This window comes from Xanthobacter pseudotagetidis, from assembly GCF_043194795.2.
Taxonomy (GTDB): Bacteria; Pseudomonadota; Alphaproteobacteria; order Rhizobiales; family Xanthobacteraceae; genus Xanthobacter; species Xanthobacter tagetidis_A.
In genome coordinates, this window is sequence record NZ_CM195534.1 from 1133016 (window position 1) to 1146568 (window position 13553).

At 69.7% G+C, this 13553-nt stretch carries 14 protein-coding genes; 6 read left to right on the forward strand and 8 right to left on the reverse strand.

Going from position 1 to position 13553, the window contains the following annotated elements:
• The gene (locus tag V5F67_RS05270) at positions 1-462 is read left to right on the forward strand and encodes an arsenate-mycothiol transferase ArsC (RefSeq protein ID WP_394018500.1); all 462 of its coding nucleotides are present in this window, start codon (positions 1-3) and stop codon (positions 460-462) included.
• 10 nt (positions 463-472) lie between these two features.
• Here V5F67_RS05270 and V5F67_RS05275 read toward each other — a convergent pair whose 3' ends face one another.
• The 3 genes from V5F67_RS05275 to V5F67_RS05285 form a co-directional block, all read right to left on the reverse strand.
• Positions 473-1441 (reverse strand): NAD(P)H-dependent flavin oxidoreductase, encoded by a 969-nt coding sequence (locus tag V5F67_RS05275; RefSeq protein ID WP_394018814.1) that lies wholly within the window; start codon positions 1439-1441, stop codon positions 473-475.
• A gap of 126 nt (positions 1442-1567) precedes the next feature.
• A complete protein-coding gene (locus V5F67_RS05280) occupies positions 1568-2203 on the reverse strand; it encodes a MarC family protein (RefSeq protein WP_394018498.1) in 636 nt (211 codons plus the stop codon).
• 112 nt (positions 2204-2315) lie between these two features.
• Positions 2316-3308: a lipoprotein N-acyltransferase Lnb domain-containing protein gene (locus V5F67_RS05285; protein ID WP_394018496.1), complete on the reverse strand. Its 993-nt coding sequence runs from the start codon at positions 3306-3308 to the stop codon at positions 2316-2318.
• 281 nt (positions 3309-3589) lie between these two features.
• Between V5F67_RS05285 and V5F67_RS05290 the strand changes: the two genes are divergently transcribed.
• Both V5F67_RS05290 and V5F67_RS05295 read left to right on the forward strand, forming a co-directional pair.
• Positions 3590-4426 (forward strand): universal stress protein, encoded by an 837-nt coding sequence (locus V5F67_RS05290; protein ID WP_394018494.1) that lies wholly within the window; start codon positions 3590-3592, stop codon positions 4424-4426.
• Between the two features lie 238 nt (positions 4427-4664).
• Positions 4665-5210, forward strand: coding sequence for an NADPH-dependent FMN reductase (locus V5F67_RS05295; RefSeq protein WP_394018492.1), 546 nt, complete (start codon positions 4665-4667; stop codon positions 5208-5210).
• Between the two features lie 33 nt (positions 5211-5243).
• On the opposite strand, the gene queD is transcribed toward V5F67_RS05295, so the two are convergent.
• The 3 genes from queD to V5F67_RS05310 are packed head-to-tail and all read right to left on the reverse strand — an operon-like array spanning position 5244 to position 7495.
• On the reverse strand, positions 5244-5600 hold the full coding sequence (gene queD, locus V5F67_RS05300) for a 6-carboxytetrahydropterin synthase QueD (RefSeq protein ID WP_394018812.1): 357 nt from the start codon (positions 5598-5600) through the stop codon (positions 5244-5246).
• A 5-nt stretch (positions 5601-5605) separates the two neighbouring features.
• Complete coding sequence (gene queE, locus V5F67_RS05305; RefSeq protein ID WP_394018490.1) at positions 5606-6238, reverse strand: 7-carboxy-7-deazaguanine synthase; 633 nt, start codon at positions 6236-6238, stop codon at positions 5606-5608.
• Between the two features lie 51 nt (positions 6239-6289).
• On the reverse strand, positions 6290-7495 hold the full coding sequence (locus V5F67_RS05310; protein ID WP_394018488.1) for an alpha/beta hydrolase: 1206 nt from the start codon (positions 7493-7495) through the stop codon (positions 6290-6292).
• Between the two features lie 285 nt (positions 7496-7780).
• On the opposite strand from V5F67_RS05310, the gene V5F67_RS05315 reads away from it, so the two are divergent.
• Complete coding sequence (locus V5F67_RS05315) at positions 7781-8722, forward strand: ring-cleaving dioxygenase (protein WP_394018486.1); 942 nt, start codon at positions 7781-7783, stop codon at positions 8720-8722.
• A 62-nt stretch (positions 8723-8784) separates the two neighbouring features.
• Here the strand turns inward: V5F67_RS05315 and V5F67_RS05320 are convergent, their stop codons facing one another.
• The gene (locus V5F67_RS05320; protein ID WP_394018484.1) at positions 8785-9267 is read right to left on the reverse strand and encodes a carboxymuconolactone decarboxylase family protein; all 483 of its coding nucleotides are present in this window, start codon (positions 9265-9267) and stop codon (positions 8785-8787) included.
• A 162-nt stretch (positions 9268-9429) separates the two neighbouring features.
• Between V5F67_RS05320 and V5F67_RS05325 the strand changes: the two genes are divergently transcribed.
• A complete protein-coding gene (locus V5F67_RS05325; protein WP_394018482.1) occupies positions 9430-10527 on the forward strand; it encodes a helix-turn-helix transcriptional regulator in 1098 nt (365 codons plus the stop codon).
• Between the two features lie 7 nt (positions 10528-10534).
• Here the strand turns inward: V5F67_RS05325 and V5F67_RS05330 are convergent, their stop codons facing one another.
• On the reverse strand, positions 10535-11662 hold the full coding sequence (locus tag V5F67_RS05330; protein WP_394018480.1) for an aminomethyl transferase family protein: 1128 nt from the start codon (positions 11660-11662) through the stop codon (positions 10535-10537).
• A gap of 359 nt (positions 11663-12021) precedes the next feature.
• On the opposite strand from V5F67_RS05330, the gene V5F67_RS05335 reads away from it, so the two are divergent.
• Positions 12022-13425, forward strand: a complete 1404-nt coding sequence (locus V5F67_RS05335; protein ID WP_394018478.1) for an acyl-CoA dehydrogenase family protein — start codon at positions 12022-12024, stop codon at positions 13423-13425.
• Positions 13426-13553 lie beyond the last annotated feature (128 nt).

Sequence of the window (13553 nt, forward strand, 5' to 3'; positions counted from 1 at the left end):
ATGGAGCCTCCGGCGGCGACCCAGCGCTCAGCGCGGCCGCAATCGGTCCTGTTCCTGTGCAGCCAGAACGTCGTCCGCTCGGTGATGGCGGCGGCGCTCGCCCGGCATCTGTTCGGCAAGTCGCTCTATGTGGGCTCGGCGGGCGTGAGCGCCGGCGAGCACGACCCCTTCGTCGACGCGGTGATGGAGGAGATCGGCCTCGACGTGAGGAAGCACCGGGCGAAGAGCCTGGAGGAGCTGGAGGAGTATGAAGGCCTCGGCTTCGACCTCGCGGTCTCGCTGGCGCCGGACGCCCACCACAAGGCGCTGGAGCTGACGCGCACCAACGCCCTCGACGTGGAATACTGGCCCACCTCCGACCCGACGCTGGAGGCGGGCAACCGCGAGCAGCGGCTGGAGGCCTACCGCCGCGTGCGCGACGAGCTGGAGCAGCGCATCCGCGCCCGCTTCAAGGGCGGGTGAAGGCGCCGGCTCAGGAGGCCGCCGGGAGCGGCCGGGCCTGCCGCGCGGCGAGCCGCGCCGCCGCCGCCCCGAGCGCGGCCTCGTATTCGCGGGCGAGGCGGGCGCACAGCTCGCGCGCCGGGGGAATGTCGGCGACCGCGCCCACCCCCTGGCCGGCCGACCAGAAATCCCGCCACGCCTTGTGCTCGTTGGTCATGTCCAGCTCGCCGTGCTTCGTCAGCATGGCCGGGTCGAGGCCGGCGGCGACGATGGAGGGCTTGAGGAAGTTGGCGTTCACGCCCGAGATCGCGTCGGTGTAGACGATGTCGTCGGCGCTCGAGGCCAGCAGCATCTGCTTGTAGCCCTCGGGCGCCAGGCTCTCGCGGGTGGCGATGAAGCGGGTGCCGAAATAGGCGAGGTCGGCGCCCATCATCTGCGCCGCCGCGATGTGGGCGCCGTTGGAGAGGCAGCCGGCGAGCACGATCGCCTTGTCGTAGAAGCGCCGGATCTCCCCCACCAGCGCGAACGGGGAGAGCGTGCCGGCATGCCCGCCGGCGCCCGCGCACACGGCGATGATGCCGTCGACCCCCGCCTCCGCCGCCTTGCGGGCGTGGCGCGCATTGATCACGTCGTGGAGCACGAGCCCGCCATAGGAATGCACCGCGTCCACCACGTCGCGCACCGCGCCGAGCGAGGTGATGACGAGCGGCACCTTCCTCTCCACCGTCACCTTGAGGTCCGCCTCCAGGCGGGCGTTGGACTTGTGGACGATCAGGTTGACGCCGAACGGCGCCGCGCCCGGGCTCGCGGCAAGCCGGGCGGCGATGTCGTCGAGCCAGGCGGCATAGGTCTCGGTGGTGCGCGCGTTGAGCGCCGGGAAGGTGCCGAGCACGCCGCCGCGGCAGGTCTCCGTGACGAGGTCCGGGCCGGACACGAGGAACATGGGGGCGGCGATGGCCGGCAGCGGCAGGCGGTCGGCGAGCAAAGCGGGCAGGGGCAAGGGCACGTCCTCCTCACGGCGCCGGCAAGATCGCCGCCGCGCTGGTCCTGTTCTTGACGTCCGGGCGCCGACGGTCCGGCACCCTCACCTATAGGATAGGCGTATTCCCCAACACGTGAAGCCCCCTCAGATGGGCGGCAGGCCCAGCCAGATCTGCAGCGCGTTGAGGACGAGGTTCACCGACAGCGCGGCGAGCAGGATGCCCATCACCCGCCGCAGCAGGTTCGCCCCGCTCTTGCCGATGGCGCGCACGATGTAGTCGCCGAGCCAGAACACGATCAGCAGCACCACCATCATGGTGACCAGCGCCGCCAGCGTCACCAGCTGCGCCTCCAGCGAGCCGCGATTGTTGTCGGAGAACAGCACCACCGACAGGATCGCCCCCGGCCCCGCCACCACCGGGATGGCGAGCGGGTAGACCGCGACGCTCGCCGCGGTGCGATCGCCGTCCACCTCCACCGGGCCGTGGGAGCTGCCGTCGGTGAAGATCATGGAGAGCGAGAACAGCAGCAGGATCAGCCCGCCGGCGATCTGGAAGGCGATGATGGAGATGCCCATCGCCTCCAGCAGCAGCCGTCCGACGACGGCGAACACCACCAGGATCAGCCCGGCGAAGGAGAGGCCGATGGCCGCCGCCTTGCGGCGCTCGGCCTTGTCGAGGTGGCCCGTCACCGACAGGAACATAGACAGGTGGCTGACCGGCTCCAGCACCACCCACAAGGTGATGATCTGGGTCGCGAACAGGTTGAGGTCCTCGATCATCTCGGTCTCCGGGCAATCGCCGTCCAACTTGATGAGTGAGAAGGCGTTATCCGGTCAGCCGCAACGCAGGCTGATCGGCGCGCACTCTCGGGGAAGGTCGCGGCGCCGCGGCTCAGGGGCGCCGGTCGCGGATATAGCGGCTCCAGGCGGCATCGGAATCAAATTCGGACGGCGGGCGCAGCCTGTCCGGCAGGCGCGCCTGCCGCGCCAGCTCCTCGGCGCCGAGATCGCCGTCCACGAGGCCGAGCTGCTGGAACAGGCTCAGGGAATAGCCGGGTATCCAGCGCCGGATGTCGCGCCACGGCACGTGGGCGAAGCTCTCCGGGGCGAGGTTCATCAGCGTCGTCATGCAGCTTTCCCGCAGCGTCGAGTAGAAGCGCGGCTGGCGGTGGCTGGCGTTCACGAAATCGATGACGCGCCGGAAATAGACGCGCACCGCCTCCGGGCTCGCCTTCATCGGATAGATCTGCACCTCGTCCGGCGGCGTCCGGGCGAGGCGCTCGAAGATCAGATCGCGCTCGGTGCCGAGCTCGGGATAGAGCTGGTCGCGGCGGAAGAAGCCGGCGACGGGGTCGAAGGCGGCGCCCCTCGCCTGGCGCGCCTCCATGGAGACCACCACGTGCCGCCCGTCGGCGAAGCGGAACGACAGCATGACATGGGCCAGCGCCTTCACGCCGCCGAACGGCTGGATGATGAGGTCGACGCCGTCGAGCGTGGCGAGATCGAAGCTCTGCGTGATCCAGCGCGGCTCGGAGGGCGCGCCGGGACGGTGGACCGCGTCGCGCAGGTTGAAGATCGTGATGGTGTCGCCGGCGATGGTGGCGTGGGCCCGCTCGGCCTGGAGCGGCACCCAGTCCTGCTCCGGCGGCAGCTTGGTCACATAGGCGGTGCCGATGGCGAGCAGGGCGCAGGCGGCGAGGACCCGGCGCGCCGTCCTGCGGCGGCCGGGCAGGAACCACAGCGCCAGCGTCGCCGCCGCAAAGGCGGGCGCGCCGAAGGTGCGCACGGCGGCCGGCCAGGGCAGCCAGTAGTGGATGGCGAGCGCGAAATAGAGGCTGAGCAGCACAACGGCGACGCCGACCGCGACGCCTGCGCCCCGTCTCATGCGTCCCGTCCCAACAGCATGGCGTGGACCCCCGTTCGCCCCTGCCAAGGCACCGTCCCGGAGGACGGTTCTGGCGTTGGGGGCATCAAGCGGCTACCTATGGCATCTTGCGGCCAAGCTGCACAGGATTCGGTTTGAAAGCCGCTTCTGCGGCAGGGAGGTCCTGGCCGCGCCGTCACGGTTCGGCGATACAAGTGCCCTGGCGGCCGGGTTGACCCATCGCAACGCGCCGCGCCACGGCTTGCCGCTAAACGGAATTCATTCTCAAGGGAGGAAGGCTCATGCTGCAGAACATCAAGAGCGTACTCATCGGCATGACGGAGGAGGGGATCGACGAGCCGTCGGCCGCGCTCTCCTACGGCATCTCGCTGGCCGAGAAGGCGGGCGCGCATGCCACCATCCAGGCGGCGTCGCTGAAGGTCGTTCTCGGCAACACGTTCGTGAATTCCATGGGCGCGAACCTCGTCGCCGCGCACAACCGGCGCCTGCGCGAGCTGGCCGCGGCGGTGGGCGAGAAGGCGCGCGGCGATGCGGCGGCGGCCGGCGTCTCGACCTCGGTGGAGACGCCGCAGCTTGCCTATGGCCAGCTGGTGGAAGTGTTCGTCGCCCAGGCCATGGTGCACGACATCGCCATCGTCGACAGCGAGACCGCCACCGTCAACGCCGACCGCGGCCTGATCGAGGCGCTGCTGTTCGAGAGCGGCCGTCCGGTCATGGTGATCCCGGAGCATTGCGACACCTTCAAGGGCAAGCGCATCATCGTCGCCTGGGACGCCAGCCCGCGTGCCGCGCGCGCCGTGAACGACGCCATGGCCTTCCTGAAGGGCGCTGAGGCGGTGGAGCTGCTGGCGGTCGGCTCCGAGAAGGAGCTCGCCAAGTCGATCCCCGGCGCCGAGCTCGCCCCGCACCTCGCGCGCCACGGCGTCAACGTGACGGTGAAGAACTTGGTCGCCCAGAGCTCCATCGCCGCCACCATCGCCGAGCAGGCGGACCTGTTCGGCGCCGACATGCTGGTGATGGGCGCCTTCAACCACTCGCTGATGCGCGAATGGGTGCTCGGTGGTGTCACCGAGTCCATGCTGAAGGAAAGCAAGATCCCGCTCTTCCTGTCCTATTGAGCGGCGCGCGGCCGTCCGGCCGCTGCCGCCGTCCGTCGCGAAGGCGCCCGCGCTGATCCCTCAGGGAAGCGGGGCCGCCGTTCGTGGGAACGGGACCTCCTCGATCATCGTTTCCGTCGGGGTGCGCGGCATCGCGGCCGCGTGGCGCGCATGCCTCCGTCCGCCGGGATGGCGGACACGGCCGTTGTGGCTCCGCCGGCAGGCGGCGTATCATCGCCGCGACGCGAGGAGGCAGATCATGAAATGGGTGGTCCTGGTCGGCAGCGTGCGCAGGGGCTCCTACAACGCGGCGGTCGCCCGCGCCCTGCCCGCGCTCGCGCCGGAGGCTGTCGCGGTGACGCTGCTGCCGTCGGTGGCGAGCCTTCCCATCTATGACGGCGACATCGAGGCCGCCGGCATGCCCGGGCCGGTGACCGCCATGGGCGCCGAGATCGCCGGCGCGGACGGCCTCGTCATCGTCACCCCGGAGTACAATTACTCGGTGCCCGGCGGGCTGAAGAACGCCCTCGACTGGCTCTCGCGCATCAAGGAGCGCCAGCCGCTGAAGGGCAAGCCGACCCTGATCCTCTCCGCCTCGCCCGGCGCGCTCGGCGGCGCCCGCGCCCAGTATCACCTGCGGCAGGTGCTGGTGGCGCTCGACGCCGCGGTGATGAACATGCCGGAGGTGATGATCTCCCAGGCCCACAAGAAGATCGAGGACGGCAGGATCATCGACGAGGGCACGTCCGCCTTCGTCGGCAAGCAGCTCGCCGCCTTCAAGGCGTTCGTGGAGAAGCTCGCCTGAGGCGGAGCACGGCCCTGCCGTCAGGCCCTGCCGTCAGGCGCCGGCATAGTCCGCGAACGACATCGGCGTCTCGTAGACCCGCACCTGCGCGAGCTGCGGCAGCCTGGGGCGCACGCGCTCCCAGATCCACACCGCGATCAGCTCGGCGGTGGGGTTCTCCAGCCCCTCGATGTCGTTGAGGCAGTGGTGGTCGAGCTGCGCCAGCAGCGGGGCGAAGGCCGCCTCCACGTCGAAGAAGTCGACCACGAAGCCGGTCTCGACATCCACCTCGCCCTCCAGCGTCAGGTCGACGCGGTAGGAATGGCCGTGCATGCGGAAGCAGCGGTGCGTCTGCGGCACCCGGGGCAGGAAGTGGGCGGCCTCGAAGGTGAAGCCCTGGGTGATCCTCATGCGCGTCATGGGATGCCGATCATCTTGTGGGTCTGGAGCGAGAGCCGCCAGCGCGGATGGCTGAGGCAGTAGGCGACCGCCGCCTCGGTGTTGGCGGCGCGTTCCGGCCCGTCCATGGGCTGGAGGAAGAAGTGGGCGAAGTCGAGCCCGTCCATCGCCTCCGGCATCAGGTCCGGCTGCGGGAACACCAGCTTCAGCTCCTGCCCGCGCCGCTGGCTGAGCGCCGTGCCGGCCTTGGGGCTGACGCAGATCCAGTCGATGCCGTCGGGCGCCGCGAGCGTGCCGTTGGTCTCCACCGCGATCTCGAAGCCCTCCCCGTGCACGGCGTCGATCAGCGCCGCGTCGAGCTGCAGCAGCGGCTCGCCGCCGGTGAACACCACGAACCGGCGGGCGCGGTCGCCCGCCCAGGCGGCAGCGATGGCACGCGCAAGCTCGGCCGCGGCGGCAAAGCGCCCGCCGCCGGCGCCGTCGGTGCCGACGAAGTCGGTGTCGCAGAAGCGGCACTGGGCGTCGGCGCGGTGCTCCTCGCGCCCGGACCACAGGTTGCAGCCCGCGAACCGGCAGAAGACGGCCGCGCGCCCGGCCTGGGCGCCCTCGCCCTGGAGCGTCTTGAACATCTCTTTCACGGAATAGGCCATGGGCGACGGCTTTAGACCAGCTGCCGCCGCGAGAGAAGCCCGCGGCGCGCCCTACTGGGCTGCGGCGGGGGCAGGCGCGGCGGCCCCCGCTTCCCCGGCCGCAGCGGCGGGCGCGCGCTCCATCGCCCGGTCGAGGCCGACGATCTGCACCCCCTGGACCGACACCGTGGACGGCATGGCGCCGCTGGCGGCCTGCTTCGCCATCATGCCGCGCAGCTGCGGCGCCATCTCGGCGAGCTGGGCGAACTTGCCGTGGTTGAAGCTGTCGAGCGCCTTCACGTCGGTCATGTCGATGACCACGGCGCCGAGGTCCACCAGCTCGGCGTCGTTGGTGAAGGCGCCGAGGCGGGTCTTGCCGCCGGCGATGAAGTCCGAGAAGCCGAGCGCCTTGTCGTCGCGCGAGACGATCACGACGAAGGGCTTGGCCGGCTTGCCGAAGCGCTTGAGCTGGGACTTGAACACGTCCACGTCGATGTCGGGGGCGGCGAGGATGATCTGGCCCACCCGCTCCGGCGGCACGCCCTTGCCGGAGATGCGGATCTGGCGCAGCGCCTCCACCGTCACCCAATTGCCCATGGAATGGGCCATGACGGACACCTCCTCCGCATTGCTGGCGAAGGCGAGGCGCAGCGTCTCCTCCAGCGCGTCGCGGGCGGCGGTGGCGCTGTTGTTGTCGTAGACATAGGCCTCGGTGGTGGCGCGCGAGGCCCAGGTGAACAGCACCGGCACGCCGGGCGCCCCCGAATCCGCCGCCATCTGCGACAGGCGGTACAGCGCCTCGGCATATTGCGTGTTGTAGCCGTGGATGAAGACGAAGACCTTCTTCTGCCCCTTCGGCCGCTTGGCGAGCTCGCCGTTGAGCTCGGCAAGGAACTGCTGCGGCGTGTCGCGATAGACCGCCTCGCGCACCACCATGTCGGTCTCGGGATTGCCGGGCGCCGTCTTCGGCCACTCGATCTCGCCCGGCCTGTGGGCGGGGGGCACCGACATCTCCACCGTGGCGAAGGAGAGCGGGGCGCGCTCGCCGTTGAAGAAGGTGCCCGGCCGCGGGTCGCGGGCGCGGGTGGAGGCCACCAGCAGCGTCACCGGCTTGCCCCGCGGGGTGGTGGCGGAGGTGGGGGTCAGGGCGTCGGGTCCGGGCCGGTCGGCGCAGGCGCCGAGCGGCAGCACCAGCGCGCATGCGACCAGCAGGCCGCGCAGGCGCCGCCCCGCACCGTCCTGGCCGCGCCCGAGCGCGCGCTCATTCCCCATCGTCATCGCCAATTGGGCGTCCCCCTCTGCCTCTCGCCTATAGAGAGCCTGACGCCCATTGCGCAATCGACGATTTCCGGTCGGATCGCCCGGCGCAATGAAAAAGGGGTTAACGCAACGTTGGCAGGCGGCGCCTCGATTGCAGTCTCGCCATTTTTCGAGCGGGCGAGCGATGAAATCATTGCGTCGATGCAAATCTGGCTTGCGCGGCACCGGCTCGCAACCGCCCGGCCGGGGGCCTATCTCGGGGGAGACGTGACGCGGAGGCGGACCTCCGCCCCGGAGGACACCATGCAGCTCACCGGCATCCATCATCTCACCGCGGTGACGGCCCAGGCCGCCGCCAACCATCGCTTCTATACCGGCACGCTCGGTATGCGGCTGGTGAAGAAGACGGTGAACCAGGACGACACCTCGGCCTATCACCTGTTCTATGCCGACGGCCTCGCCAATCCCGGCACCGACCTCACCTTCTTCGACTGGCCGGTGGCGCGCGAGCGGCGCGGCACCCATTCCATCGTCCGCACCCATCTGCGGGTCGCCGACGACGCGGCGCTCGACCACTGGGCCGGCCGTCTCACCGACGCCGGCGTCGCCCATGGCGGCATCGAGACCCGCGACGGGCGCAACCAGATCCTGTTCGAGGATTTCGAGGGCCAGCGCCTCGGCCTCGTCGTCGACGGCGGCAAGGGGCCCGGGGTGCCGTGGGAGAAGAGCCCGGTGCCGGCCGCGCACCAGATCCGCGGCCTCGGGCCGATCACCATGTCGGTGCCGGACCTGCGCTCCACCGGCGTGATCCTGAAGGAGGTCATGGGCCTCAAGGAGGTCCGCGACTACGCCAGCGAGGATGGGCGCGCGGTCCATGTGTTCGAGATGGGCGAGGGCGGCCCCGCCGCCGAGCTCCACGTGAAGGTGGAGCCGGGCCTCGATCCGGCCGTGCAGGGCGCCGGATCGGTGCACCACGTGGCGTTCCGCGTGCCCACCTTCGACCAGTATGACGACTGGGCGGCGCGGCTGAAGGAGCTGCGCATCCCGAACTCCGGCAAGGTCGACCGCTTCTACTTCCGCTCGCTCTATTTCCGCGAGCCGAACGGGGTGCTGTTCGAGCTTGCCACGGACGCGCCCGGCTTCACCGCCGACGAGCCGTTGGCGACGCTCGGCGAGAGCCTGTCCCTGCCGCCCTTCCTGGAGGGCCGCCGGGCGCAGATCGAGGCCGGGCTGAAGCCGCTCTGACGCGGCTGTGACGACGAAGGCCCGGCCGGTTCTCCCGGCCGGGCCTTCGCGTGTCTGGAGGCTCAGCCCCGGCGCGGCGCCAAGGGCGGAAAGTGCAGGCCGCCGGCGATGCGGTTCCAGGCATTGATGGTGGCGATCGAGACCGTGAGGTGCATCGCCTCGGCCTCCGAGAACGCGCCCAGCAGCGCCGCGTGGGCGTCCGCCGTCACGGGCGCGGCGGCCATGCCCGTCACCCGCTCGGCGAAGGCGAGCGCCGCGCGCTCGCGGGCCGAGAACACCGGCGCGTCGCGCCAGGCGGCAATCAGGTCGAGCTTGCCTTGCGCGATCCCGAGCCGGCGCGCCGCGTCGAGATGGAAGGCGAGGCAGAAGGCGCAGCCGTTGATCTGCGACACCCGGAGCTTCACCAGCTCGATCAGGTCCTTCTCCAGCCCCGCATCCTCCACCGCCTTGGTGAGCGCCCGCAATGCGGCGACCGCCGCCGGAGCGGTCTCCTGAAAGCGCGCATAGGAAAAATGGGGGGCGTCGGTCTCCTCGGTCGTGGTCATCCTGCCTGCGTCCCTCTGTGGCCGGGTCTGCCGGCGCAGGCATAGCACGGCGTCCGGCCTTGCCCGCCAGACCGATCGGGATGAAGTTGGGTTGAGCGCGGTGTGCCGCGGTTGTATTTTGCGCTGCGGGAATGTCGGCCGGGACGGGATGGCGGGCTGGAAATGGCGGCGTTCGACGATCTCGATGTCCTCGACGGCCTCTATGAGGCGGCGGTCCTGCCTGAACTGTGGCCGGAGGCCATCGCCCGGTGCGGCGTGCAGGTCGGCGGCATCGGCGCGGTGATGTTCATGGCGCGCGCCGGGCAGACGCACGGCTTCTCTTCGCCGAACCTCAAGTCCCGGTTCGACGAATGGGTCGCCTCGGGGGCGATGGCCTACAATCCCCGCATCGAGCGGGCCATGGCGCGGCCTGATCTGCCGGTGGTCCGCGACCAGGACCTGTTCACGATGGAGGAGATCGAGACGCTTCCCTATTTCCAGACCGTGCGCAGCTACGGCGTCGGCTGGTCGGTGGCGCTGAAGCAGCCGCTGCCGGACGATGCCTTCACCATCCTCAGCCTGGAGCGGCCGGGCACCGAGGAGCCGTTCGGCGACGATGCCGTCCGATGGCTGCTCGGCATGAAGCCCCATGTGGCGCGAGCGGCGGTGGCCTCCACCCGCCTGGCGCTGGAGCGGCTCGCGGCGACGCTCAACGCCTTCACCGCGCTCGGCATTCCGGCGGCCACCTTGGCGCCGGGCGGACGGATGATCGACGCCAATCCCGCCTTCGGCCGGTTCGTCGGCACGGTGTTCCTGGACCGCCGCGTCCGCCTCGGCCTCATCGAGCGCGGTGCCGACACCCTGCTCGGCGAGGCGCTGGCGCGCCTTCATCGCCACTTGTGGTCGAAGGCGGTGGGGTCGATCCCGGTGCGGGCGGGCGAGGGGCACGGGCCGCTCGTCGTCCACGTTGTGCCCATGCGCCGCAGCGCGCACGACGTCTTTGCCGGTGCCGGCGCGCTTCTGGTGGTGAGCGAGCTGGGGGCGACGCAGACCCTCGACGCCGCGCTGATCCAGGCGCTGTTCGACCTGACGCCGGCGGAGGCGCGGGTGGCGCGGATGCTGGCAGAGGGCGCGACCATCGATGAGGTCTCGGTGGCGCTGGGGCTCTCGGACAGCACGGTGCGGGGGCACCTCAAGGCGGTGTTCCGCAAGTGCGGCGTCCACCGCCAGTCGGAGCTGGTGGCGCTGCTGCGTCCGCCTTTGCGCCCCGCCGGCCCCTGAGGCCTGCTCAGCCGCGCTCCTCCAGCGGATGGGTGCGCAGGCGCATGGGATCGTAGAACGGGGTGCGCACCACGTTGGCCTCGAACGTCTCGTCCCCGTCCCTGACGGTGAGGGCGGTGCCGAGCGCGGTCATGATGGGGATGAGCGAGACCAGGGCCAGCGACTTCATGAGGTGCCGGCTGTAGGTGGTGGAGTTCACCACGCCCACCTCGGCGCCGTCCTTGAGGATCTTCGCGCCGGGCGTGATCGCCTTCGCCGCCAGCACCTCGATGCCGGCCTGATGGGTGCGCTCGGTGCCCTTGCGCCTCACCAGCGCCGCCTTGCCGCGGAAGTCCGGCTTCGACAGGTCCACCGACCAGTCCATCAGCACCTCGAACGGCGTGGTGTCCTTGTGGGGCATGTCGAACGGGAAGAACAGCAGCGCGCCCTCGACCCGCACGATGTCGAGGCAGTCCCACGACACCGCCATGGCGCCGAACGGCTTGCCCGCCTCCAGGATCTTGTCCCACAGCGCCACCGCGTCCTTGGCCGCGCAGAACACCTCGTAGCCGCGCTCGGCCGAATAGCCGCCGCGCGCCAGCGAGACCGGCGTGCCGAACAGCGTCGTCTTGCCATGCCCGAAATAAGGGAGCGACTTCAGGTCCATGGGCGTGTGGGGCGCGAGGATGTCGAGCGCCAGCGGTCCCTGGAGCGAGAGGATGTGCACGTCGTCGTCGCGCGCGACGGCGACGTCGAAGCCCTTCGCCACCTCGGGCAGCGCCTCCTCCAGCGCGCCGCCGCCATGGGAGAGGCGGAATTGGCCCTCGCCGTCCACATAGACCAGCACGTCGTCGATCAGCCCGCCCTGATCGTCGACGATGGAGGAGATCATGGAGCGGCCGGGCGCGATCCTGGCGATGTCGGCGGTGAGCAGCTGGTTGAGGAAGGCGAGCGCGTCCCTGCCGGAGACGGTGATGATCTTCAGCGCCGACACGTCGATGAGGCCGGCGCGATAGCGCACCGCCTCGGTCTCCAGATAGGGGTCGGTGGCGTAGTGCTGGGGGATCGCCATGTTGTTCCAGGATTCCTCGAGCTTCGAGCCCAGCTCCCGGTGACGGCCGTTGAGGATGGATTGCCTCCAGACGGTCTCGCTCATGCCTTCCCCCTGCTTGCGCTGCGCGATTTCGGGCGGCGCCGCGCGGTTGCGCCCGCAGCCTGCCGCCTCGGCCGGGGCATCCTTGTCGGCCGACTCTTCTGTGTCAATTACTTTTCTGGAGAAGAAATTTTTTGCGACTTCTGCCTCGTGTGCGCGCAGGCTGAATGGCTTCTCGTATCGACTCGCCCAACCGGAGCCCAACATTTCATCTGCGGGTGCTCAATTCTTCGACTTGAACGTCGCGTCACCGATGGCATCTTGTTTCTGCGCCGTCAAAAAAATTCACTCAGGAGAACAGGCGTCCGCTTATTCCAACGGCCGGGTCGGGGACCCGCGGCAGAGGCAGCTGGAGCCAGGTCATGTCCGAAACCAAGATGTGGGGCGCGGAGCCGTTCTGGGGCCTCGGGTTCGAGTGGGACCCGCAATGGCTGCTGTCGCCGGCCCAGAAGGCGCTCCAGGCGAAGCTCATCGCCCTGTGCGAATCCACCCTGCGCGCCAACGCCGTCGAGAGCGACGCGGACTACATCTATCCGCGCAAGAATTTCGAGGCGCTGGCCTCGCTGGGCCTGCTGTCGCTGAACGTGCCGAAGGAACTGGGCGGCCTGGGCGAGAACCATGTCTGCGCCGCCATGGTGGTGGAGACCATCGCCCGCTACGGCTGCCCCTCCACCGCCATGTGCTACACCATGCACCTCGGCGCGGTGGCCGCCGCTCTGCTGCGCCACCACGACAACCCGCTGCTGACCGGCATCCTCAAGCGCCTCGACGCGGACGTGCTGATCGGCACGCTGTCCTATTCCGATCCCGAGACCGGCTCGCACTTCTGGTATCCCATCTCGTCGAAGGCCGAGGCCCATGGCGACGGCTGGAAGGTGACCAAGAAAGCCTCCTGGACCACCTCCGGCGGCTTCGCCGACTGGTACATCGTGCAGACCACCAGCCCCGGCTTCGCCGGCGACTATTCCGACCTCTCCTGCTTCCTCGTCACCAAGGACGAGGTGAAGGCGAATCCCTCCGAATGGGACGGCCTCGGCCTCAGGGGCAACCAGTCCGGCCCCATCGTGGTGGAGAACGCCATCCTGCCGAAGGAGGCGCTGGTCGGCCCGGTGGGCGACGGCGCGAAGTCCAACGACGAGGTGGTGGACCCGTTCTTCCTCACCTGCTCCTCGGCCTGCTGGAACGGCATCTCGCTGGCGGTGATCGACATCGCCAAGCGCCACACCACGAAGAAGACCCATAACGACGTGGGCATGCGCGTCGCCGACTACCCCACGATCCAGGACTATGTGGGCGAGGCGATCATGGACACCAACGCCTGCCGCGCCTTCGACTTCCAGATGGCGCAGGCGCTGGACAAGGTCACCAACGATTGCGACTGGTCGATCCACAAGGATATCGACGCCCTGCCGCGCGCGGCGCTGCTGCACTGGCTGTGGCAGGTGAAGTTCGAGGCGGCGAAGAACGTCGCCCACGTGGTGGACAAGATGCTCCACGCCACCGGCGGCACCGGCTTCCGCCCGGCGCTGCAGATCGAGCGCTATCTGCGCGACGGCAAGGCGGGCTGGGTCATGGGCCCCACCAACGAGGTGCTGCGCCAGTTCGTCGGCAAGGCCTCGCTCCTGGGCTTCGAGGTGCTGGACTACTGGAACAAGTCCATCAACCACCGGGTGCTCGCCAACGAGATCAAGAAGATGGACGACGCCGAGAAGCGCGCCTTCGCCGAGAAGCTGCTGGCCGAGATCGAGCCGGCCAAGGTGGCGTGAGGGGGCTCTCCTCGCGCCGTCATGCTCCGGCTTGACCGGAGCATCCATCGCGCGGCGCTCGGGCGACGGCCGGGGAGGCGCGCACGCGGAGCGAAATTGTCTTACAATAGCGGCGTGGATCCATATTC